This window comes from Pseudooceanicola nitratireducens (assembly GCF_900109195.1).
GTDB lineage: Bacteria > Pseudomonadota > Alphaproteobacteria > Rhodobacterales > Rhodobacteraceae > Pseudooceanicola > Pseudooceanicola nitratireducens.
In genome coordinates this window covers 805,008-825,861 of record NZ_FNZG01000002.1, presented here as the reverse complement: position 1 = coordinate 825,861, position 20,854 = coordinate 805,008, and the positions used below count along the sequence as shown (strand labels likewise).

The 20,854-nt window shown below is 64.6% G+C and carries 16 protein-coding genes and 1 tRNA gene; 6 read left to right on the top strand and 11 right to left on the bottom strand.

Features of this window, described 5'->3' with window-relative positions:
- Window positions 1-4: 4 nt before the first annotated feature.
- The 4 genes from BMX99_RS09855 to BMX99_RS09840 all read left to right on the top strand — a co-directional run bounded on the left by BMX99_RS09855 (window position 5) and on the right by BMX99_RS09840 (window position 6,106).
- Window positions 5-1,015, top strand: a complete 1,011-nt coding sequence (locus BMX99_RS09855; RefSeq protein ID WP_170848698.1) for a carbohydrate kinase family protein — start codon at window positions 5-7, stop codon at window positions 1,013-1,015.
- Window positions 1,016-1,081: 66 nt separating this feature from the next.
- Window positions 1,082-1,747, top strand: coding sequence for a transaldolase family protein (locus BMX99_RS09850; protein WP_093450675.1), 666 nt, complete (start codon window positions 1,082-1,084; stop codon window positions 1,745-1,747).
- A 245-nt stretch (window positions 1,748-1,992) separates the two neighbouring features.
- Complete coding sequence (locus tag BMX99_RS09845; protein WP_093450673.1) at window positions 1,993-3,036, top strand: efflux RND transporter periplasmic adaptor subunit; 1,044 nt, start codon at window positions 1,993-1,995, stop codon at window positions 3,034-3,036.
- Window positions 3,037-3,040: 4 nt separating this feature from the next.
- Window positions 3,041-6,106, top strand: a complete 3,066-nt coding sequence (locus BMX99_RS09840) for an efflux RND transporter permease subunit (RefSeq protein WP_093450671.1) — start codon at window positions 3,041-3,043, stop codon at window positions 6,104-6,106.
- Window positions 6,107-6,315: 209 nt separating this feature from the next.
- Here the strand turns inward: BMX99_RS09840 and BMX99_RS09835 are convergent.
- The 3 genes from BMX99_RS09835 to BMX99_RS09825 all read right to left on the bottom strand — a co-directional run bounded on the left by BMX99_RS09835 (window position 6,316) and on the right by BMX99_RS09825 (window position 9,843).
- Window positions 6,316-6,405 (bottom strand) — tRNA-Ser (locus tag BMX99_RS09835).
- Between the two features lie 166 nt (window positions 6,406-6,571).
- Window positions 6,572-9,157: an HWE histidine kinase domain-containing protein gene (locus BMX99_RS09830; protein WP_322788137.1), complete on the bottom strand. Its 2,586-nt coding sequence runs from the start codon at window positions 9,155-9,157 to the stop codon at window positions 6,572-6,574.
- Complete coding sequence (locus tag BMX99_RS09825) at window positions 9,154-9,843, bottom strand: heme oxygenase-like domain-containing protein (RefSeq protein ID WP_139199479.1); 690 nt, start codon at window positions 9,841-9,843, stop codon at window positions 9,154-9,156. The genes BMX99_RS09830 and BMX99_RS09825 overlap by 4 nt, the downstream gene beginning before the upstream one ends.
- A gap of 194 nt (window positions 9,844-10,037) precedes the next feature.
- Between BMX99_RS09825 and BMX99_RS09820 the strand changes: the two genes are divergently transcribed.
- A complete protein-coding gene (locus BMX99_RS09820; RefSeq protein ID WP_139199476.1) occupies window positions 10,038-10,766 on the top strand; it encodes a hypothetical protein in 729 nt (242 codons plus the stop codon).
- A 143-nt stretch (window positions 10,767-10,909) separates the two neighbouring features.
- Here BMX99_RS09820 and ychF read toward each other — a convergent pair whose 3' ends face one another.
- The 7 genes from ychF to BMX99_RS09785 all read right to left on the bottom strand — a co-directional run bounded on the left by ychF (window position 10,910) and on the right by BMX99_RS09785 (window position 17,552).
- A complete protein-coding gene (gene ychF, locus BMX99_RS09815; protein ID WP_093450667.1) occupies window positions 10,910-12,007 on the bottom strand; it encodes a redox-regulated ATPase YchF in 1,098 nt (365 codons plus the stop codon).
- Between the two features lie 69 nt (window positions 12,008-12,076).
- Window positions 12,077-12,424 carry an H-type lectin domain-containing protein gene (locus BMX99_RS09810; RefSeq protein WP_093450664.1) on the bottom strand — a complete coding sequence of 116 codons (348 nt, stop codon included), beginning with the start codon at window positions 12,422-12,424 and terminating at the stop codon, window positions 12,077-12,079.
- Window positions 12,425-12,682: 258 nt separating this feature from the next.
- The gene (locus tag BMX99_RS09805; RefSeq protein WP_093450662.1) at window positions 12,683-13,102 is read right to left on the bottom strand and encodes a F0F1 ATP synthase subunit epsilon; all 420 of its coding nucleotides are present in this window, start codon (window positions 13,100-13,102) and stop codon (window positions 12,683-12,685) included.
- Between the two features lie 11 nt (window positions 13,103-13,113).
- On the bottom strand, window positions 13,114-14,538 hold the full coding sequence (atpD, locus tag BMX99_RS09800) for a F0F1 ATP synthase subunit beta (protein WP_093450660.1): 1,425 nt from the start codon (window positions 14,536-14,538) through the stop codon (window positions 13,114-13,116).
- An 18-nt stretch (window positions 14,539-14,556) separates the two neighbouring features.
- Window positions 14,557-15,435 (bottom strand): F0F1 ATP synthase subunit gamma, encoded by an 879-nt coding sequence (locus tag BMX99_RS09795; protein ID WP_093450658.1) that lies wholly within the window; start codon window positions 15,433-15,435, stop codon window positions 14,557-14,559.
- A gap of 12 nt (window positions 15,436-15,447) precedes the next feature.
- Entirely contained in the window at window positions 15,448-16,986 is a 1,539-nt protein-coding gene (gene atpA / locus BMX99_RS09790; protein ID WP_093450657.1) for a F0F1 ATP synthase subunit alpha, read from the bottom strand.
- Window positions 16,986-17,552 (bottom strand): F0F1 ATP synthase subunit delta, encoded by a 567-nt coding sequence (locus BMX99_RS09785; protein ID WP_093450656.1) that lies wholly within the window; start codon window positions 17,550-17,552, stop codon window positions 16,986-16,988. Before BMX99_RS09785 ends, atpA begins: the two co-directional genes overlap by 1 nt.
- A 654-nt stretch (window positions 17,553-18,206) precedes the next feature.
- Here BMX99_RS09785 and BMX99_RS09780 point away from each other — a divergent pair.
- A complete protein-coding gene (locus BMX99_RS09780; protein ID WP_093450655.1) occupies window positions 18,207-19,736 on the top strand; it encodes a calcium-binding protein in 1,530 nt (509 codons plus the stop codon).
- Window positions 19,737-20,071: 335 nt separating this feature from the next.
- Here BMX99_RS09780 and BMX99_RS09775 read toward each other — a convergent pair whose 3' ends face one another.
- Complete coding sequence (locus BMX99_RS09775; protein ID WP_093450654.1) at window positions 20,072-20,827, bottom strand: class I SAM-dependent methyltransferase; 756 nt, start codon at window positions 20,825-20,827, stop codon at window positions 20,072-20,074.
- Between the last annotated feature and the right edge of the window lie 27 nt (window positions 20,828-20,854).

The window sequence follows — 20,854 nt, the reverse complement described above, 5'->3', positions numbered from 1 at the left end:
TTCCATGTCGGATAGGCCCGCTTCGGACAAGACCGCATCGAATAAGCCCTCCCCTCCCGGGGCCCGGATCGCCGTCGGTGGAGAGAACCTGATCGACCAGGTCATCACCGACGGCGTTGCCGTCTCTCATCCCGGCGGGTCGCCCTTCAACGTCGCGGTCGCCGCCGCGCGTCAGAGCGCCCCTGTCAGATATGTCTCTCCGATCTCGACCGATGCCTGGGGCGTGCTGCTGGCGGATCGTCTGACCGAGGCCGGGGTCACCCTGGGCGGCGGGCGCAACGACCTCCCCACCACCATGGCGCAGGTGACGCTGACGAAAGGCCACCCCAGCTATCTGTTCCAGCGCGACGGCACGGCCGAACGCGCGGTGGACGCCGCCAGCCTGGCCCGCGCCATCGGCACCGATGTCGCCGCGTTGCACACCGGATCGCTGACCCTTAACGACGGCGCAGATGCCGACGCATGGGAGGCCACGATGGCGGCCGCCTACCAGCGCGGGCTTCTGACCAGCCTCGACCCGAACGTGCGCCTGTCGATCATCCCCGATCCCGGAAGCTATCGCGCCCGCATCTTCCGCATGATCGCCAAGGTCCACGTCCTCAAGCTAAGCGATGAGGACCTGGCCGCGCTTTGCCCGGATGAGGACGAGCCAACGGCGCTGGCCCGCATCCGGGCCGCCACCCCTGCCCCGCTTGTGGTCCTGACCCGCGGGGCCGAGGGTGCGACCGCCTGGCTGCGCGGTGCCGAGTTGACCGTGCCCGGTCCCCCGGCCGATCCGCTGGTGGATACGGTCGGCGCCGGGGACACATTCATGGCAAGCCTGCTTGTCGCCCTGCGTGCGGGCGGATACCTGTCGCCCCAGGGGCTGGAGGATCTGACGACCGACACCACCCAGGCCCTGCTGACCCGGGCCGCACGGGCCGCCGCGCTGAACTGCCAGCGGGAAGGCTGCGACCCGCCAACCCTGACCGAACTGGACGACGCCCTGCGCGCCACAACCGACCTGACCGCCTAAGATCACACGCCCGGCCCCCTGGGCATTGCCCCGCCCGGCCCGGACACGCCCGAAAGGACCCGCCCCATGGATCTATATCTCGACAGCGCCGCCACCGCAGACTGGGATCGCCTGATGCCTACGGGGATCTTCGTCGGTATCACCACAAACCCCCTGCTGGCCGCCCGCGCGGGCCTGTCCTATCCGGAAATCGACTGGGGCCTGATGGCCCGCAAGGCCGCCGACCTGGGCGCGACCGAATTGCACGCCCAGGTCCATGGCGCGCCGGACAGCTACGCCGCCTGGGCCGACAGGCTGCTCGAGGCCGGATCGGCCGCCGGGATCCGCACCGTGGTCAAGGTGCCGCTGATCGAAACCGCGATCCGCCAGGTGCCCGCACTGAAGGCGCAGGGCTGCCCGATCCTGATGACCGCCTGCTACGATGCCAAGCAGATGCTGGTGGCCAGCGCACTTGGGGCCGACTACATCGCCCCCTACTTCGGCCGCATGCTGGAGGCCGGGCTGCCCGCCTACGAGGCGATGACGCAGATGCTGGCGGTGACAAAATCGCGCGGCAACCGGACACGGGTGCTGATCGCTTCGCTTCGCGATGCCGACCAGCTGTGCCGCCTTTCGGAAATGGGGCACGACTGTTTCACCATCGCCGCATCGGTCGCCGACATGCTGCTGACCGATGACCGGTCGCTGGCCGCCGTCGCCCAGTTCGAAGACGCGGCCGCCGGCAAGCTCTGACAGCTTTCGGCAATGACAACAGACGGGCGCGGCGATCCCTGCCGCGCCCGTTTGCCGTTCTGCGCCCTGCCCTTCTACCCCCTGCCCGAAATGCGGGCCCAAACGCGCGCCAGATCCGCAAGAAACCGACCCCAAACCGGCCCCGCGACAACAGGCCCGGGCAAAACTGAACTAAACGGTTTGCTTTTCCCGAAAGCTTGCTTAGGTAACGCCACGTCGCAGTTCCGCACGACAGGAGTCCCCCCATGCGCAGCCCCTGGCCCCTTCTTGGCCTTCTGGCCCTTTTCGCCCCCGCCGTCACCCTGGCACAGGATGCGCCCCCGCCCACCCCGCCAAAACCCGTCAAGTTGATGGAGCTGACCACCAAGCCCATGGTCCTGAAACGTCAGTTCTTCGGACAGGTCGCGGCGCGGCAGACGGTGGACCTGGCCTTTCAGGTCGGCGGCCAGCTGCTGGAACTGAACGCCGAGGAAGGCACGGCGAAATCCCAGGGCGATCTGATCGCCCAGCTGGATGTGGCGGGATATGAACGCGCCGTGGCCCAGGCCAAGGCGAATTACAACAAGGCGCAGCGCGATGCCGAACGGCTGACCTCGCTTCGTGGGCAGGCTGTGTCGCCGGTGCAGGTGCAGGACGCCGAAACCCAGCTGAAGCTGGCGGAAATCGCCCTGGCCAATGCGAATGACAACCTGGGCCACGCCACCCTGCGCGCGCCCTTCGATGCGCTGGTCGCCCGTCGCCTGATCGCCAATTATCAGACCGTCGCTGCCGGCACCCCCGTGGTCCGCCTGCACGACGTGTCGGAAATGCGCGTCGACATCCAGGTCCCCGAGGTGCTGTTCCGCCAGGCCGGGGCCGGCAATGGCGTCAGCTTTGCCGCCGAATTCCCCGGCGATCCGCAGCAATACCCGCTGACCCTGCGCGAATTCGAGACCGAGACCTCCTCGATCGGGCAATCCTATGCGATCACCCTGGCCTTTGCGGAAAATCCCGGGGCCTTCGTCTTTCCCGGTGCCTCGGTCACGGTCTATGCCACGGCGGATGGCCTGCCTGCGGGCGGCATCATCCTGCCCGAAACCGCGCTGACCTATGACCCCGAGGGCGCGCCCTTTGTCATGGTCTACCAGGACGGCACCTTGACCCGCACGCCGGTCACGGTGGAGCTGGCCGAGGACGGCAACCTTTACATGACCGACGGGCCCGCCGACGGCACGCAGATCGTCATGACCGGGGCCTCGCAGCTGCGCGATGGCCAGGCCGTGCGCCCCTTCACCCGCATCGGGGAATAAGACCATGTCCATTGCCCGCGCCTCGATCGAAAAGGCGCTGATCACCTGGCTTCTGATGCTGACCTGCCTGCTGGGCGGCGTCTGGGGCTTTGCCACGATCGGCCGCCTGGAAGACCCCGCCTTCACCCTGAAGAACGCCATCATCATCACGCAATACCCCGGTGCCAGCGCCGAACAGGTGGCGCGCGAGGTCTCGGAACCGATCGAATCCGAGATCCAGAAGATGGGCGAGATCGATTTCATCACCTCGTCCAACAAGCCGGGCGTCAGCCGCGTGTCGGTCAATATCGACATGACCTATGACGGCGACGAACTGCCCGCGATCTGGAACAAGCTGCGCAACCGGGTCGCCGATGCACAGCGCAACCTGCCGCCCGAGGCCGGAACCCCGATCGTCAACGACACCTTCGGCGACGTCTTCGGCGTCTTCTACGCCGTCACCGCCCCCGGGTTCACCGACGCCGAGGTGCACGAGATTTCCGAATACCTGCGCCGCGAGCTGCTGGCGGTCGAAGGGGTCGCCGATGTCGCCGTCGCGGGCCTGCCCTCCGAGGCGGTCTATGTCGACGCCCGCACCTCGATCATCACCAACCTCGGGATCGGGCCACAGGCCATCGCCGGGGCGCTGTCGAACACCGACAGCCGCACCCAGGCCGGCAGTGTCACCCGCAACGGCCAGGACGTGCGCATCCAGGCCCCCGAAGGCTCCGACACGGTGGACGAGATCGCCAATCTGACCATCGGCATCGGCGGTGAGGTGATCGACCTTCTCGACCTGGCAACGGTGACCCGGTCCCGCGTTGACGAGCCGACGGAAATCATCCGTTTTCAGGGGCAGGACGCCTTTACCCTGGGCGTCGCGGGCAAGGCCGACCTGAACATCGTCGAGGTCGGCAAACGTGTCGATGCGCGCCTGGACGAGATCCTGCATGATGTCCCCGCCGGGGTGGAACTGCACCCGATCTACCAGCAGCATGTGGTGGTGGACGAGGCCTCGAACGCCTTCCTGTGGAACCTGGCGATGTCCGTGGCCATCGTGGTCATCGTGCTGGCGCTGTTCATGGGCTGGCGCGCCTCGATCGTGGTGGGGGCGACGCTGCTGCTGACCGTGGTCGGCACCGTCTTCCTGATGGCGATCTTCGGCATCGAGATGGAGCGCATCTCGCTCGGGGCGCTGATCATCGCCATGGGGATGCTGGTCGACAACGCCATCGTGGTGGCCGAAGGCATGCAGGGCGACATGGCGCGCGGCAAAAGCTCGGGCGATGCGGCGCAGGACGTGGCCTCGAAAACGCAAGTCCCGTTGCTGGGCGCGACCGTCATCGGCATCATGGCCTTTGCCGGCATCGGCCTGTCCCCGGATGCCACGGGCGAATTCCTGTTCTCGCTGTTCGCGGTGATCGGGATTTCACTGTTGCTCAGCTGGGTGCTGGCGATCACCGCGACCCCGCTTCTGGCGCATTACCTGTTCAAGGTCGGCACCCAGGGCGAAGGCGATCTGTACGGCGGCCCGCTGTTCCGCGCCTATCGCGCCACGCTGTCCGCCGCGCTGACCCTGCGCCACCTGGTGATCCTTGGGCTGATCGGCGTGACTGCCGCCTGCTACATTGGCTTCGGCCAGGTCAAGCAGCAGTTCTTCCCCGACAGCAACACGCCCCTGTTCTACGTGCACTACAAGCTGCCGCAGGGGGCCAGCATCAACCAGGTCTCAGACGACATGGCCGTGCTGGAGGACTGGCTGGCAGCCCGCGAGGACGTCGCATCGGTCACCACCTTCATCGGCGGCGGGGCGACACGCTTCATGCTGACCTACGCCCCGGAAGAGGCCCTGCCGACCTACGGCCACCTGATCATCCGCACCGACAGGCTGGACCAGATCCCGCCCCTTCGGGCCGAGCTGGAGGCCTTCGGCCGCGCCACCCTGACATCCGGGGAATTCCGCACCGAACGCCTGGCCTTTGGCCCCGGTGGCGGCGCGCCCATTGCGGTGCGCTTCTCCGGGCCGGACCCAGTGGTGCTGCGCGATCTGGCCGAACAGGCCGAGACCGCCTTGATCGGGGCCTCGGACCAGCTGCAGGATCTGCGCACCGACTGGCGCGAGCGGGAATTGGTGATCGTCCCCCGCTTTGCCGATGAACGCGCCAAGGCCGCGGGTGTCGGCCGCGACGACCTGGCCCAGGCGCTGCAGCTGGGCACGGACGGCATGCAGGTCGGTTACTACCGCGAGGCCGACCGCCTGATCCCGATCATCGTGCGCGCAGGCGATGCCCGTGTGCAGGGCGGCACCCATCTGTCGGACCTTCCGGTCTATTCCGATGCGGCCGGGGCCTATCTGCCCGTGGCGCAGATCGTCGACGGTTTCGAATGGGAGGCGCAGAACACCTTCTTGGTCCGCCGCGACCGGGTGCCCACGATCACCGTTCAGGCCGGTGTTCCCGCCGGGGTCAACGCGGCCACGGTCTTCACCCAGATCCGCCCCACGGTCGAGGCGATCGCCCTGCCCGAGGGCTACAAGATGGAATGGGGCGGCGAATACGAGAATTCGACCGATGCGCAGGCCAGCCTGGGCAAGCAGCTGCCGCTGTCGCTGATCATCATGGTGCTGATCTCGGTGCTGCTGTTCGGCACGATCCGCCAGCCGGTGATCATCTGGCTGCTGGTCCCGATGAGCGTGAACGGCGTCGCCATTGGCCTGCTGGGCACCGGCCTGCCGTTTTCCTTTACCGCGCTGCTGGGCCTGCTGTCGCTGTCGGGGATGCTGATCAAGAACGGCATCGTCCTGGTCGAGGAAATCGACCTGGTCCGGGCCGAGGGCGTGCCCTTCCGCCAGGCAGTCCTCGACGCCTCGACCTCGCGTCTGCGGCCGGTGGTCCTGGCGGCGGCGACAACGATCCTGGGCATGATCCCGCTGCTGTCGGACGCCTTTTTCGCGTCTATGGCGGTGACGATCATGGGCGGGCTTGGCTTTGCCTCGATCCTGACGCTGATCGCGGCACCGGTGTTCTACTATTCCTTCTTCCCCAAGGCCCGGAAGGAAGACGCCGCCGCCCGCAAGGCCGCCCGCGCCTGACGGCATTTCCGCCAGAGGACGATTGGAGCAAAAGACAGGCCGGCCCTCCGGCCTGTCTTTTTGTTCGGGGGAGCGTCGCGGGCCATCGCCCTGAGCCATCGGTGCCTTGCCCGCTCACGTCCTCCGTTACGACGACATCACCCGTCAAACGCACGCCCGCCCGCCACCGCCCGAAGGCGCGGTGTTACAGTTCGCAATTGTCTTGAAAATGGCGGAGACGAAGGGATTCGAACCCTCGAGACGGTTTCCCGCCTACTCCCTTAGCAGGGGAGCGCCTTCGACCACTCGGCCACGTCTCCGTCGACCCGTTTAGTGGCTGTGGCGGGGCAGAACAAGGCCGAATTGCAGGGAGCAGCAGCAAAACTGGCATTCGTCGCAAACGCGGCTACAGAAGCACGCGATGCAGGCCGGGCAAGGGAAAGACACCCGCGAACGGGTCTGCCAATCGAAATGCGGCCTGCCCGGTCAGCCGGTGACCGACGACCGGATCGCAGACCGCAAGGTGTCCGAGGAATAGGGCTTTTGCAGCACCGGGGCGGGCGGGAAGCTTTCCTTGATCGCCTCGGTCTCGCCATAGCCGGTGGCCAGCACGATGGGCACGCCGCGTTCCGCCAGCACCTGCGCGACCGAGGCCGAGGTGTCGGAGCCGAGGTTCACGTCAAGCAGCGCGAAGTCATAGGTGGTGCCCGCGTCCAGCAGTGTCATCGCCTCGGCGGTGGAGCCGGCAACATCGACCTCGTCGCAGCCCAGCTCTTGCAGCATGTCGGTGGCGTCCATGGCGATGATCATCGAATCCTCGACCACCAGCGCCCGGCCGGAAAGGTTCTGGACCTCGTCCACCACCGACAGGTCGGCCGCAGGGGGCACCTCTTCGGTTTCGGGGCCGATGAAACGGGCGGGAATGGTGAAATGGGCCTGCAACCCTGTCACTTTGAAATCCACCCGCGCCGTGCCGCTTAGTTCATGGGGGATGGACCGTTCGATGATGGCCGACCCGAAGCCGCGGCGGGTTGGGGCGCGCACCGCGGGGCCGCCGGTTTCCTTCCAGGAAATCGCCAGCGTGCCATCGCGGTCGCGGCTCATGTCGACGTGCACCCGGCCCCGGTCATCCGACAGCGCGCCGTATTTGGCGGAATTGGTGACCAGTTCGTGAAAGACCAGAGCCGCGGCGGAATAGGCCTGGGGCGACAGGAAGGGCGTCACGCCGCTGATCACCACGCGGTCGGTGGCATCGGTCAGGAAGGCCCGGACCTCGACATCCAGAAGCTCGCGCAGGGACACCGCGGACCAGTCGCGCCGGGTCAGCTGATCATGTGCCCGGGCCAGGGCCTGGATCCGGCCGTTGAGGTTCGCGACATAGCCGTCCAGCTGATCGCCATCGGCGCGCGTCTGGGACACCAGGCCCCGGATCAGGTTCAGGATGTTGCGCACCCGGTGGTTCAGTTCCGCGATCAGCAGATCCTGCTGTTCTCGCGACCGCTTGGCTTCCAGGTTGGCCTGATCGGTGACCTTCAACACGACCTCGAGCAGGGTCAGACGCAGGTGTTCGGCCAGGCGCAGCTCGGCCGTGGCCCAGGGGGCGGACTGGCCGGTGACCTTCTGACGCCAGGCTTCAAAGCTTTTGCGCGGGGTCAGGCGAAGGCCGTTCGGCCCCGTGGCCTCGACCGGTTTTTCGGGATTGCCGGCCCAGGTGACCTGTTTCGCCACCTCGCCCCGGAACAGCGCGATGTAATCGCGTGGGGTGCGGGAAATCGGCAGGGCCATGATGCCCACGGCCCGATCTGCAAAATGCGCGGCACCGGGGTAAGCGGCGGCCAGGTCATGGGTCTGGAACACCCGCGAGGTCGGCGCCGTGTTCAGGAACCGGGCGAGCCCGACGAATTCGTCATGGGTCGGCGCACGGCCGATGGCGCGATAGACCCCGTCGGAATAGATCGCGATCCCGTCGTACGAGATATGCTGTTCGATCTGTTCCGCGAAATCATCGAAGACATCGACCAGGTTTTCCCCGTCCGAAACCCGCGATACGACCTTGTCATGCAGCGATTGCGCGCGGGCCAGTTCTTCGCGCTCGGCGTTGGATTCATGCTGCGCCAGCTCATAGGCGAAAAGCTGGGCGAACAGTTCAATCGCGGTGCGCTTTTCGAAGTCGATGTAGCGCGGGCTGTTGTGATGGCAGGCCAGCAGCCCCCACAGCTTGCCTTCGCGCACGATAGACACCGACATCGAAGCCTGAACACCCATGTTGCGCAGGTATTCCAGGTGGATCGGCGACACCGCGCGGGTCACGGCCATCGACAGGTCCGGCACCACGCCATTGGGATCGGCGGGCGGCAGGATCGGCGAGGGTTCGGCATCAACGTCCGCGATCAGGCGCAGCAGGTTGCGCAGGTACAGCGCACGCGCCTGCTTGGGGATGTCGCTGGCGGGGTAGCGGAGGCCCAGGAAGGGCTCCATGTCGCGCTGACGGGCTTCGGCGACCACTTCGCCCGCGCCTTCGTCGTCAAAGCGATAGACCATGACACGGTCAAAACCGCTAAGCATCTTCAGACCGCGCGCGGCCTGGTCCAGTTTGTCCTCAAAGCTCGGTCGGTTGGCGATCCGGCGGATCAGCGCCTGAACACTGCCCAGGTCGTCTCGGTCCAGCCCTTCGTCGGTCTTCAGCTCGGCCTCGATCAGAAGCGACCGGCCGGACTGATGCAGGGAAACGTCAAAGCGGCGGCCATCGGCCATCAGGTCGAAATCGATGATCCGCGCGGTGGCATCTTCGTGTCGCAGGCTGGACAGCTTGGCCCGCAACCGCCCAAGGCTGGCCTGGGGCAGCACGTCGGACAGGGGATGGCCCACGGCGTCCTCGACCTTCCAGCCCAGGAAGTCGCTGATATTGCGAGAGGCGTGCTGGATCAGCCAGTCAGACGACACGGCAAGCAGGCAGCCATAGGGCTGAACATTGCCTAGAAGATGGATGGCTTCGCGGTCGCAGTTCGTCAGATCCACGTCCGTCTGTGTGGCCGCGGCAGAAGCGCCGCCCATCGGATGCCCGTTGGTCACCTGAGTCCTATCCCTGTCTGCGCCACTTCGGACGCTTTTGTCCTGTCGAAATCTTCCCAGCCGTCTGAGAAGAACCCGAAGATCCGCGCCGCATCGGCGACGGCCCTGTCCGCACCCGCGCCCGTGCCCGGCAGGCTGTCCAGCCGGGTCACAAGCGCCTTCCAATCGTCTACCGAACGCTCTGCGGTCAGAAAGCCCCCTGCGCCATGCAGGGAAGGATCCGACGCCCGCAGCCACCGCTTCCGCAACACGGCCGCACCAAGGCCTGAACCAAGCACCATGTAGTCAACCGCGGCCGAGGCCAGTAAGTTCCTTTGCCCGGACGATTTTTTTGCGGTTTTTGTCGGCGCGCCGGATTGGTCGTCGGCAGCCACCAGATCGCCTTGCCCCCGGCCTAGACCCAGGAAGTCCAGATCGGCCCGCAGGCTGGCGCGCAGCGCCGTGACCACCGGGGCGGTCTGCGGCGGGTCGGCAGGGTCGGACAGAAGGGCCAGACAGTCGAAACCGTGCTTCTGCGCATGCAGGAACTGCGCCAGGCCCAAGCGGTGCGACAGGTCCGCACCGGACAAAAGCGCGTCCAGCCGATCATGGGCGGCCCGCGTGTCGGCACGCAAACGTGCCCTTAGCGACACGGGCTGGAAACCGGGGGTGCTGGACCCGGCGGGCGGTACAAAAGGCAGTGTCATTCAGGCTTCAATCAACAAACGTCTGGTTTACCTAGGTTTCGCTCACCTAAGGTCAAAACACATTTAGTCGAAATTTCCAGATTTTTTCGAACCCGCGGATGACCCAGTTTAACTTCCGCAAAAAGACCTGTCATTCCGGGGGCCATTTCTTCACAATTGCCCGCAAGAAACCGCAGAAAAAGGGGACAGGCAGCATGATCGTCGCGGAATCCATCGGCTTTGCCGCAACGCACAGTATTTCAGAGATTCTGGGCGGCATACCGGGCTACGAGGTCAGCCATGGATCCCAGGATTTCATCGCCAAACACCCGATCGGCCAGGGTTCTCAGACGCCCGAAGACTTTGTTGCGGCGATGCAGGCCTCGGCCCAGGCCGGGCGCAGCCCTGTCGCCGTGCATACGCTGCTGCCGCCCCAGCTGATGAAACCCGTCTGCGATGCTCAGGGCGTCACCTATTGGCTGCTGGTGCGCGAACCCCGTGCCCAGATCGAAAGCTGCTATGCCTGGGCCGCGAAATCCGTGCTGTCGGGCAATGCCGCGCATTTTTCGCAGGTGCTGCAGCAATCCTTCAACGAGGTCGTGCAGATGAAGGTCCCCAGCAGCCTGTCGAACTGCCTTTACGCCTTTGCCTGCCACCATGTGCTCAGCTTCAATTTCCTGGCCATCGGCCTCGGCGCTCCGACCCGCAAGATGGAGCAGTTGCTGTCCGACGAAGCCACCTTCCGCGAGGCCTTTGCCGTCCCCGAAGACGCCCCCCTGCCCCACTTTCAGGGCGACCAGGTACACCGCGCCTCGCACCGGTCCAAGGCGGGACTCGAGGCGCTGGCCGACCCCGACCGCGAGGCGCTGCAACAGCGCTATGCGCTGAACGTCGGCGGCCGCGGCTATTCCATCACCGACATGAACGCGCTTCTGGGCTATTGATCGCTTGGGGCCACGCAAAAGGCCGGCGCGGGGCAACCCGGCCGGCCTTTCTAGTGTCTTGTGTCTTGGCCTCCGGTGCGCGGGACCTGCGGCCCCGGATCACACCGGGATCATGCGGGGATCACACCGGTATTGCACTGGGATCAAGCGTTGAAAAGGAAGTGCATGACGTCGCCGTCCTGCACGATGTAGCCCTTACCTTCCGCCCGTAGCTTGCCCGCGTCACGCGCGCCCGCCTCGCCGTTGCAGGCGATGAAATCGGCATAGGCCACGGTCTCGGCCCGGATGAAGCCCTTTTCGAAATCACCATGGATCACACCGGCAGCCTGCGGGGCTGCGGTGCCCTGGCGGATCGTCCAGGCGCGGGCCTCTTTCGGGCCGACGGTGAAATAGGTCTCAAGATGCAAAAGCTCGTATCCGGCGCGGATCAGGCGATCCAGCCCCGGCTCTTCCAGCCCCATCTCGCCCAGGAACATCTCGGCCTCTTCGGCGTCCAGCTGGCTGATCTCTTCCTCGATCCGGGCGCTGATGATGACGTGCGAATTGCCCTGCGCGGCGGCCATCTTGGCCACGGCGGCGGAATGGGCGTTGCCTTCGACGGATTCCTCTTCGGCGACGTTACAGACGTAGAGCACGGGCTTCGTGCTGAGAAGTTGCAGCATCTTCCAGGCCTTGGCGTCCTCGGCGTCGACCTCGACCACGCGGGCGGGCTTGCCGTCTTCCAGCACCGCCTGGGCGGCGGCCAGAAGGCGGTCCTGCTGCTGGGCTTCCTTGTCGTTGCCCTTCAGCTTGCGCACCAGATTGGCGCGGCGCTTCTCGATCGATTCCAGGTCGGCCAGCATCAGCTCGGTCTCGATTGTCTCGGCATCCGCAACGGGATCGACTCGGCCTTCGACGTGGGTCACGTCACCGTCTTCGAAACAGCGCAGCACATGGGCGATGGCGTCCACCTCGCGGATGTTGGCCAGGAACTGGTTGCCCAGCCCTTCCCCCTTGGAGGCGCCCTTCACCAGCCCGGCGATGTCGACAAAGGTCATCCGCGTCGGGATCACCTCTTTCGACTTGGCGATCTCGGCCAGCTTGTCCAGCCGCGCGTCGGGCACGGCGACCTCGCCCACGTTCGGCTCGATCGTGCAGAACGGAAAGTTCGCCGCCTGCGCTGCGGCGGTTTTCGTCAATGCGTTGAACAGGGTCGACTTGCCGACGTTCGGCAGACCCACGATACCCATCTTGAAGCCCATGAGGCCCCCCAAATCTAGCGTGTCCCGCGCTCAATACGCGGCAAGGGGCTGCGGCGCAAGTATGGGGGGCTACACGTCCCAGTCGCCGGGTGCGCCGACCTCTCCGATGGCCATCCAGCCGACACGGGCGCGGGCGATCCGGCTGTCGCCCCAGGTGCGGAAGACGATGTCGAACCCGTCGTCGCCGATCCGGTCCGCTTGCACATCGGCACGGACGTTGGCGCTGCTGTCCACGTCCCAGAGCGTCAGGGAGCAATGCACCACGGGGCGCTTGCGGAATTTCTCGGAAAAGCGGATGCGCTGACGCCGTTCGCGGTGGCCGTCACCGGTCCACATGGACCCGCCGTCCTGGAAATCCTGGAACAATACGGCCTCTCCCTGGTCGATCCCGACCGCATGGCTCATCAGTTTCTGCATCACACCAAACCTGAACAATTTCTATCCGAGGTTCAGGGTGACGCCAAAAGGCGGCAACAATTCGACATAAATCGGGGAAATATCCGGGCAGGCGCAACAATCGCCTCTCGCGCCGGCGCCTGTCCTGTGGACAGGCCATGGATCGCGTGCGCCGCAGTCGCGCTATTGGATCACTCCCCCGCCTTGGAACCGGAAGCCGCAAAAGGAAAAGGCCCCGGATCATCTCCGGGGCCTTTCCAAGATCGGATCACGACTGGATCAGAGGTTCGCCTGGTTCGGGTCCAGCCCGATGTGCGTTCCCACGGCCACCATGTCTGCCAGCAGCTTGGCGGCAGAGTCCGAGGCCTCGCCCGTGGCCGCATCACGCGCCTCACGGGCTTCTTTCACCCAGTCGTTGAAGATGTCTTGCGTCATCTCCTTCTGGTGCAGCGCACGTTCGGCCAGCACGGTAACGCCCTCGGCCGAGATTTCGGCGAAGCCGCCGGTGACGACGTAATCGTCTTCACCGTCCGGGCCCGAGACGTGCAGCACGCCGGGACGCAGGGTCGTGATCAGCGGGGCATGACCTGCCATCGCCGTCAGGTCACCTTCGGCGCCCGGGATCTGCACCTGCGCCGCGGGACCGGAAGCAAGGCTCCGTTCCGGCGAAACAAGGCTGAAGTTGAGGGTTTCTGCCATCAGTCAGACCCTTACGCGGCTTCCGCGGCCAGTTTTTCGGCCTTGGCTTTCACGTCCTCAATACCGCCGACCATGTAGAAGGCCGCTTCGGGCAGGTGGTCGTATTCGCCGGCCACAACCGCCTTGAAGGACGAGATCGTGTCTTCCAGCGGAACCTGAACACCGTCAGAGCCGGTGAAGACCTTCGCAACGTCGAACGGCTGGGACAGGAAACGCTGGATCTTACGCGCACGCGCAACGGTCAGCTTGTCCTCTTCCGACAGTTCGTCCATCCCGAGGATGGCGATGATGTCCTGCAGCGACTTGTAGCGCTGAAGGATACCCTGAACGTCACGGGCCACCTGGTAGTGTTCTTCGCCGATCACCTGCGGGTCCATCAGACGCGAGGTAGAGTCGAGCGGGTCCACAGCCGGGTAGATGCCCAGTTCCGAAATCGCACGGTTAAGAACGGTCGTTGCGTCAAGGTGCGCAAAGGTCGTTGCCGGTGCGGGGTCGGTAAGGTCGTCCGCGGGAACGTAGACGGCCTGGATCGAGGTGATCGAGCCGTTCTTGGTCGAGGTGATCCGTTCCTGCATCGCACCCATGTCGGTGGCCAGCGTCGGCTGGTAGCCCACGGCCGAGGGGATACGACCCAGAAGCGCCGACATTTCCGAACCCGCCTGGGTAAAGCGGAAGATGTTGTCGACGAAGAACAGAACGTCGGTCCCGGTTGCGTCGCGGAACTGTTCCGCCAGGGTCAGACCGGTCAGCGCGATACGGGCACGGGCTCCCGGCGGCTCGTTCATCTGGCCGTAAACCAGTGCGATCTTCGAGTCCGGCAGGTTGTCCGGGGTCAGAACGCCCGACTCGATCATCTCGTGATACAGGTCGTTGCCTTCACGGGTCCGTTCACCAACACCGGCGAACACGGACAGACCCGAGTGCACCTTTGCGATGTTGTTGATCAGTTCCTGGATCAGAACGGTCTTGCCCACGCCGGCACCGCCGAACAGGCCAATCTTACCACCCTTGGCGTAGGGGGCGAGAAGGTCGATCACCTTGATGCCGGTCACGAGGACCTCGGCTTCGGTCGCCTGGTCGGCGAAATCCGGGGCCGGTGCGTGGATCGGGCGGAATTCCTCGGCCTCGACCGGGCCCTTTTCGTCGACCGGTTCACCGATCACGTTCAGGATGCGGCCCAGGGTCGCGGTGCCGACGGGCACCGAGATCGGCGCGCCGGTGTCTTCGACGGCCTGACCGCGGACCAGACCTTCGGTCGCGTCCATTGCGATGGTGCGAACGGTGTTCTCACCCAGGTGCTGAGCCACTTCCAGAACCAGCTTGTTGCCGTTGTTGTCGGTGGTCAGTGCGTTGAGGATCTCCGGCAGGTGATCGTCGAACTGCACGTCCACAACGGCGCCGATGACCTGGGTCACTTTGCCTTTTGCGTTTGCCATGTTTCGTCTCCGGTTCCGTTAGAGCGCTTCCGCGCCCGAGATAATTTCGATCAGTTCGTTTGTGATGACGGCCTGACGCGAACGGTTGTATTCGATGGTCAGCTTGTCGATCATCTCGCCCGCGTTGCGCGTTGCGTTGTCCATTGCCGACATCCGGGCACCCTGTTCGGATGCGCCGTTTTCCAACAGGGCCGCAAAGATCTGCGTGGCGACACCGCGCGGCAGCAGATCGGCAAGGATCGATTCCTCGTCCGGCTCGTAATCGTACAGCGTCGCTTCGGCTTCGCCCTCTTCGGGCGCGTCGAAGGATGCCGGGATCACCTGCTGTGCCGTGGGCACCTGGCTGACGACGTTTTCGAACTTCGCGAAGAAGATCGTCGCGACGTCGAATTCGCCACCGTCGAACCGGGCAAGCAGATCTTTCGCGATGTCCTGTGCATTGGCATAGCCGATGCGCTTGACCTCGCTCAGGTCCACGTGACCGACGAACAGATCTGCGTGCTCACGCTTCAGCTGTTCACGGCCCTTCTTGCCGACAGTCAGTATCTTGACGGTCTTACCGGCGGCTTTCAGATCTTCGATCTTCTTGCGCGCCAGCTTGACGATGTTGGTGTTGAAACCACCGCAAAGACCACGTTCCGCGGTCATGACGACCAGCAGATGGACTTCATCCTTGCCCGTGCCGCGCAGCAGCAGGGGCGCAGTGTCAGACCCGCCAACCGAAGCCGCCAGCTGACCCAGAACGGCGTTGAAACGTTCTGCGTAGGGGCGTGCCGACTCGGCTGCATCCTGTGCCCGCCGCAGTTTTGCGGCGGCCACCATCTGCATGGCCTTCGTGATCTTGCGGGTCGATTTGATCGACTCGATCCGCAGTTTTAGGTCCTTCAGAGAAGGCATAAGCTCTCTCCCTTAGGCGAAGTCTTTGGCAAACTCTTCGATCGCTGCCTTCAGCTTGTCCGCGGGCTCACCTTTGATCTTGGGATCTTCGTTGGTGATCCAGTCCAGCACATCCTGCTTCTGGGTGCGCATGAACTTCAGCAGTTCAGCTTCGAAACGACCCACATCGTTCACGGCGACCTTGTCGAGGAAACCGTTGGTGCCGGCAAAGATGACGACGACGATTTCAGCGTTGGTCAGCGGCGCGTACTGCGGCTGCTTCATAAGCTCGGTCAGACGCGCACCACGGGCCAGCAGACGCTGCGTGGAGGCATCGAGGTCCGAACCAAACTGGGCGAAGGCCGCCATTTCGCGGTACTGGGCCAGCGACAGTTTCACCGGGCCCGCAACCGAGGACATCGCCTTGGTCTGCGCGGACGAACCCACACGAGACACCGACAGACCGGTGTTCACGGCCGGGCGGATACCCTGGTAGAACAGTTCGGTTTCCAGGAAGATCTGACCGTCGGTGATCGAGATCACGTTGGTCGGAATAAACGCGGACACGTCGCCGCCCTGGGTTTCGATGACCGGCAGAGCCGTCAGCGAACCGGAACCGAAGTCTTCGTTCAGCTTCGCCGAACGCTCCAGCAGGCGCGAATGGAGGTAGAAAACGTCGCCCGGGTAGGCTTCGCGGCCCGGCGGGCGGCGCAGCAGCAGGGACATCTGACGATAGGCAACGGCCTGCTTCGACAGGTCATCATAGATGATCAGCGCGTGCTTGCCGTTGTCACGGAAGTATTCGGCCATCGCGGTTGCGGCATAGGGTGCCAGGAACTGCATCGGGGCCGGGTCGGACGCGGTTGCGGCCACGACGATCGAGTATTCGATCGCGCCGGTCTCTTCCAGTTTCTTCACCAGCTGCGCCACGGTGGAACGCTTCTGACCGACAGCCACGTAGACGCAGTACAGTTTCTTGGACTCGTCGTCGCCGGCGGCGTCGTTGTAGGACTTCTGGTTCAGGATTGAGTCGAGCGCCACAGCCGTTTTACCGGTCTGACGGTCACCGATGATCAGTTCCCGCTGGCCACGGCCGATCGGGATCATGGCGTCAATGGCCTTCAGGCCGGTCGCCATCGGTTCGTGAACCGATTTACGCGGGATGATGCCCGGTGCCTTCACGTCGGCGATGCGACGTTCAGAGGCTTCGATCGGGCCCTTGCCGTCCAGCGGGTTGCCCAGACCGTCGACAACGCGGCCCAGCAGCGCTTCGCCGGCGGGAACGTCCACGATCGAGTTCGTGCGCTTGACGGTGTCGCCTTCTTTGATGTCGCGGTCCGAACCGAAGATAACGATACCGACGTTGTCGGCTTCGAGGTTCAGGGCCATCCCGCGGATACCACCGGGGAATTCGACCATTTCACCGGCCTGTACGCTGTCCAGGCCGTGCACACGGGCAATCCCGTCACCGACGCTGAGCACACGGCCCACTTCTGCAACTTCGGCGTCTTGTCCGAAGTTGGAAATCTGCTCCTTAAGGATGGCAGAGATTTCGGCTGCTTGGATTCCCATTATCCGACCTCTTTCATGGCATTCTGGAGTGCGGAGAGCTTCGATTTGACCGACGTGTCGATCATCTTGGAGCCCACCTTGACGATAAGACCACCGATGAGGCTTTCATCGACGGCAGTATTCAGTTTGACGTCCTTGCCGACCTGGGCCGACAGGACCTTGGACAGCTTGGTTTCCTGGGTCTTGGTCAGCGCCTTCGCGCTGGTGACCTCGGCAGTGACCTCGCCCTTCTCGGCGGCGATCAGGTCGCGCAGCTGCGCGATCAGCTGGGGCAGAACGAAAAGACGGCGCTTTTCGGCCATCAGACCTAGCGAATTCTTCAGCACGACCGGCAGGGACATCTTGTCCGCCAGTGCGGCCATGGCCTTGCCCTGTGCATCGCGCGAGTAGACAGGGGATTGGATCAGGTCGCGCAGATCGGCGCTGTCATCCAGTGCCGCAGCCAGCGCGTCCACGCCGGCTTCGAGCGAACCAAGATCCTTGTTGTCACGAGAGATTTCGAAAATCGCGGTGGCATAGCGCTGCGCGATGCCGGATGAGATCGAAGCTGGTTCGGACACGTCCACCCTTCCGATTACTTGGCCCCTGATCGCACGCGTTCCGCGCAGGCAGGGGGCGTTATGCCCGGACCGAAGCCAGAGCGGTAAAATCGGCGTGGGTTTAGCAAAGCGCTCACGACCTAGCAACCCGCTATGGAACGGCTTTCGATGCTTCTTGTTTTACGGGCGTAAAGCCGTGCCGCCCCGGGTTGCACCCCGTTTCGGGACGCCGCGTCACAGCGCGGGAAGCCCCCGAAAAGCCGCTAAAGGTTTCCGATTCCTTTACCTTTCAGGCCCCAGACGAATCCGGCGGGGGTGATTCCGCCCTGCGGAACGCGCGCCCTGCCCTGCCAGATAAGCACCAAGGTTACCGCAAACACCATACGTCGACGCATCGCGCCACAATTTTGCCTGCGTCATTTCGCGCCACCCGTCACAAAAAATTCAAGCAGATAAACGGGATATCCGAATCTGTGGAAACAATCAGTTTCGCCATCGAAGACCACTGGCACAGTTTCGCCTCAATGGTTAACGATTGCTTAACGGACAGGCTCCACGCCGGGCGTACACCCAGTCATTTCACTGGCGTTCCGCGCGCCGGGACCCGATCGGATCGGGCCCGGACAAGACCGGACCACCGCCCACGCGGGGCCGTCCTTCACGCGTTTACGCAGGGCTGACATGTCTTTTCTTTTTCTGCTTCTCTTTGCTTCCCTCCTTGGAACATCGCTTGGTCAGGACGACGACCCGATCGTCGCCACCTCGGGTGATGACACCCTTCCCCCCGATGATCTGCTGTTCTGGACCGGGACCGAGGGCGCGGACAGTTTCGAACACGATGGCCGTGGCGTGATCTCGGGGCTGGGCGGTGACGACACGCTCGAGGTCGGCGGCTATTCCCGCGCCGAGGGCGGGGCCGGCAACGACACGATCTTCGTCAACGACGTCTCCAAGGGTTACGGCGGCGCGGGCGATGACGCGATCGAGACCCGCAATGCCGGGATCGGCCATGGCGACGCGGGCGACGACGTGATCAGCGCCTACAACCAGTCCACAGCCTATGGTGGCGCGGGTCAGGACACCATGTTCGCCAACCGCTATGCCACGATCACCGGCGGTTCGGGCGATGACACGATGACGGCGGCCAATTTCGCCAAGGCCGGTGGTTCGCTTGGCAATGACACGATCACCGTGCGCGATCAGGCGCGTGGCTGGGGCGGCGAAGGCGACGACACGCTGTCGGCCTTTGGCGACAGCACGGTTGTCGGCGGATCCGGGGACGATGCGCTGAACCTGTTCGGCGATGCGCTTGGCCGGGGCGGCAAGGGTGCCGACAGCTTTGTCCTTTACGACAACGCCACCGGTTACGGCGAAACCGGCAACGACGATTTCACCATCGGCGCGAATGCCACCGCCTATGGCGGTCAGGGTGACGACACGTTCAACGACAACGGCAATTACTACGGCCCCGGGCGCGGCACCGGCTATGGCGGCGCGGGCGACGACAGCATCGAGGGCTATGGCCACGCGGATTACTACGGCGGCTCTGGCGATGATCTGTACAGTGCGCGCCTGCTGATCGCCCCCGACGTGGTCGACGGTGGCCTCGGCAACGACACGATCTTCGTCAGCCGGGGCGGCACGGCGATCGGCGGCGCGGGCAACGACATCGTCAACGCCGACGGCAATGCGACGCTGTACGGAGGTTCGGGCGATGATCTGCTGGGCTTCACCCATACCATCCTGTTCGACGAAAACGGGGCCATCGACCCGGTCGAACCCGGCGACCCCGGTCAGCTGAACATCACCGCCACGGGCGGGGCCGGCGCGGATACCTTCATCCTGACGAACGAGATGTTCGTGCCCCGGATCTACGCGCTGGACGACACGGTGCTGGAACCCGGCAGCGCAGCCGAGGCCGATCTGCTGGCCACCGCCTTCCCCGCCACGGACGACATCGGCACGATCACCGATTACAACCCGGCCGAGGATACGATCATCCTTGAACTGCCCGACGACGGCACGGGCTATGCCCTGTCGTCGGTCACCACGACCCCGGTGGCCGGGCAGACGGCGGTGGATGTCTCGGTCAAGATCGCCTCTTCCGAGGCAGGAGAGCCCGAGCTGACCCGCACCTTCCGTCTGCTGGGCGTCACCACCTTTGACGCCGACAGCCTGATGGTCGTGCAACCGGCGGCCGCTACGGTGTGATCGGGGCGGCCGGAGGCTCGTCACCTGATAGTGTCGGTCCGGGTCCGCCTGACCGACACACACCCCGACACGGGCACTCTAATACGGGCACTCTGATCCGCACAGCCTACGGGTCGAAACCGGCAGCCGGTTCCGGGCAGGTTGATCGGCAAAGGGTCAGCCTTCTGACCGAATAAACCCGGATCGCGGGGCGCTGCCCCCGCGTTCACAGGTCCGCTATGTTCACGGGCCCATTCCGTTCTCAGGCCCATTGGGTGCACGGGCCCATTACGTTCACGGGCCCACTACGCCGGCCCTGACGCCCGAACACGCATCAGACCCCCGCCAAACCCGCCTCAGACCTTGCGCGCCGGTTCGGCCGAGGGGGCGGTCAGCCCCTCCAACACGCGCAGGCCCGAGGGTTTGCGCACGCGCTCCCCCGGCCCGCTTGGGGAATGCACGCGCTTGGACGCCTCGACCATCAGCACGCCACCGGAGAGCACCATGGAAAAGCTGCGCCCCAGCTTTTCCCAGAACGGTCCGGTCTTGCGCCAGAACCGTTTATGCGACGGAGGTTGATAAAGCGTGTGCGCGTGACGTTCGGGCAAGAAAGAATGCCGTTTCAGCTGCGCCTCAAGCTGGCCCTGGCTATAGGGCCGGCCATAGCCGAAGGGCGTGCCATCGGACCGCGACCACAGCCCCGACCGATGCGGCACGATAAAGACGGCCTTGCCGCCCGGCCCCAACACGCGGAAACATTCCTCAAGCAGATCTGACGGGTTCTCGGACGTCTCCAGCCCGTGCAGAACCACCAGACGGTCCACATGCCCGGTCTCGATCGGCCAGCGCGTTTCGTCGCACAGCACGGACACATTGGCCATGCCCTGCGGCCAGGGCATCACCCCCTGCGGCCCCGGCATCAGCCCGATGACCCGTTTGGCATCCGAAAGGTAGGGCCGCAGCAAGGGCGCGGCAAAGCCGAAGCCCGCCACCGTCAGCCCCTGCGCCTCGGGCCAGAAGCGCGCCATCTCGGCCCGCACGAAGGTCTGCGCCGCGCGTCCCAGGGTCGAGCGGTAGTAGAAATTGCGCAGATCCTGCACGTCCAGATGCATTGCAACTCGCCCCTGTCTGGGTTTCCA

What these genes read in the sequence shown, in the direction of transcription:
- ychF (WP_093450667.1), bottom strand. Translation starts at nt 12,007, where the DNA reads ATGGGCTTCAAGATGGGTATCGTGGGTCTGCCGAACGTCGGCAAGTCG.
- BMX99_RS09810 (WP_093450664.1), bottom strand. Translation starts at nt 12,424, where the DNA reads ATGCAGAAACTGATGAGCCATGCGGTCGGGATCGACCAGGGAGAGGCC.
- BMX99_RS09780 (WP_093450655.1), top strand. Translation starts at nt 18,207, where the DNA reads ATGTCTTTTCTTTTTCTGCTTCTCTTTGCTTCCCTCCTTGGAACATCG.
- atpD (WP_093450660.1), bottom strand. Translation starts at nt 14,538, where the DNA reads ATGGCAAACGCAAAAGGCAAAGTGACCCAGGTCATCGGCGCCGTTGTG.
- atpA (WP_093450657.1), bottom strand. Translation starts at nt 16,986, where the DNA reads ATGGGAATCCAAGCAGCCGAAATCTCTGCCATCCTTAAGGAGCAGATT.
- BMX99_RS09820 (WP_139199476.1), top strand. Translation starts at nt 10,038, where the DNA reads ATGATCGTCGCGGAATCCATCGGCTTTGCCGCAACGCACAGTATTTCA.
- BMX99_RS09850 (WP_093450675.1), top strand. Translation starts at nt 1,082, where the DNA reads ATGGATCTATATCTCGACAGCGCCGCCACCGCAGACTGGGATCGCCTG.
- BMX99_RS09840 (WP_093450671.1), top strand. Translation starts at nt 3,041, where the DNA reads ATGTCCATTGCCCGCGCCTCGATCGAAAAGGCGCTGATCACCTGGCTT.
- BMX99_RS09825 (WP_139199479.1), bottom strand. Translation starts at nt 9,843, where the DNA reads ATGACACTGCCTTTTGTACCGCCCGCCGGGTCCAGCACCCCCGGTTTC.
- BMX99_RS09855 (WP_170848698.1), top strand. Translation starts at nt 5, where the DNA reads ATGTCGGATAGGCCCGCTTCGGACAAGACCGCATCGAATAAGCCCTCC.
- BMX99_RS09845 (WP_093450673.1), top strand. Translation starts at nt 1,993, where the DNA reads ATGCGCAGCCCCTGGCCCCTTCTTGGCCTTCTGGCCCTTTTCGCCCCC.
- BMX99_RS09775 (WP_093450654.1), bottom strand. Translation starts at nt 20,827, where the DNA reads ATGCATCTGGACGTGCAGGATCTGCGCAATTTCTACTACCGCTCGACC.
- BMX99_RS09805 (WP_093450662.1), bottom strand. Translation starts at nt 13,102, where the DNA reads ATGGCAGAAACCCTCAACTTCAGCCTTGTTTCGCCGGAACGGAGCCTT.
- BMX99_RS09795 (WP_093450658.1), bottom strand. Translation starts at nt 15,435, where the DNA reads ATGCCTTCTCTGAAGGACCTAAAACTGCGGATCGAGTCGATCAAATCG.